2 protein-coding genes are annotated in these 575 nt (G+C 48.5%); both read left to right on the forward strand.

Annotation, left to right across the window (positions count from 1 at the left end; translation table 11 throughout):
* Nucleotides 1–244: 244 nt before the first annotated feature.
* Nucleotides 245–400 carry a hypothetical protein gene (locus tag ACTHUT_RS21590; protein WP_250600852.1) on the forward strand — a complete coding sequence of 52 codons (156 nt, stop codon included), beginning with the start codon at nucleotides 245–247 and terminating at the stop codon, nucleotides 398–400.
* Nucleotides 397–519, forward strand: a complete 123-nt coding sequence (locus ACTHUT_RS21595; RefSeq protein WP_256388732.1) for a hypothetical protein — start codon at nucleotides 397–399, stop codon at nucleotides 517–519. The genes ACTHUT_RS21590 and ACTHUT_RS21595 overlap by 4 nt, the downstream gene beginning before the upstream one ends.
* Nucleotides 520–575 lie beyond the last annotated feature (56 nt).

Below are 575 nucleotides of genomic sequence, written 5' to 3' on the forward strand. Positions count from 1 at the left end.
CGGTTGTGCTCCGGAACTATCGGAAGCGAGGTTGGAAATGTCGCGGCGCGAGCGTCTGGCGGATTTGGAGGCAAAAGCCTTGGGTGAGCAATACGAGTCAATGAGCGTAGAGGAAAAAATGAAAGGGATTGTTTATGAGCGATAAGCCATTGAGCCCTACGGCAAAAAAAGAGGCTTTGGAACGTGCGCTTAAGGAAATACGCGCGAAATATGGCAATAAGGCGATTGTGAAAGGATGTGTGAAATGAGTTTCGGACGACGTAATACGGATTGGCAGGCTTGGGGACAACACCGCAGGCGTGCGACGGCGCGAATGGCGCAAAAAAGCCGGGAGCGTGAAATTGAGGAATATCAGGCGCGTTTCGGACGGCCTGTCGAGAAGAAGGAGGAGAAAAAATGATTTGGTTTGTTGTCGGATTGGCGGTGTTGGTGTTGCTGGGGATTTGGCTTGAAATGCTGGCCAGAATCGTCGTATTGCACATGATAGGCAAATGCCATGACGGGTATGACGACAATTAAAACGGTAAGCCGTTGATGTTGCTCTATATTTTTTTTCCTTATTGAAAATATAAGGT

The organism is Neisseria sp. P0022.S010 (assembly GCF_051956635.1).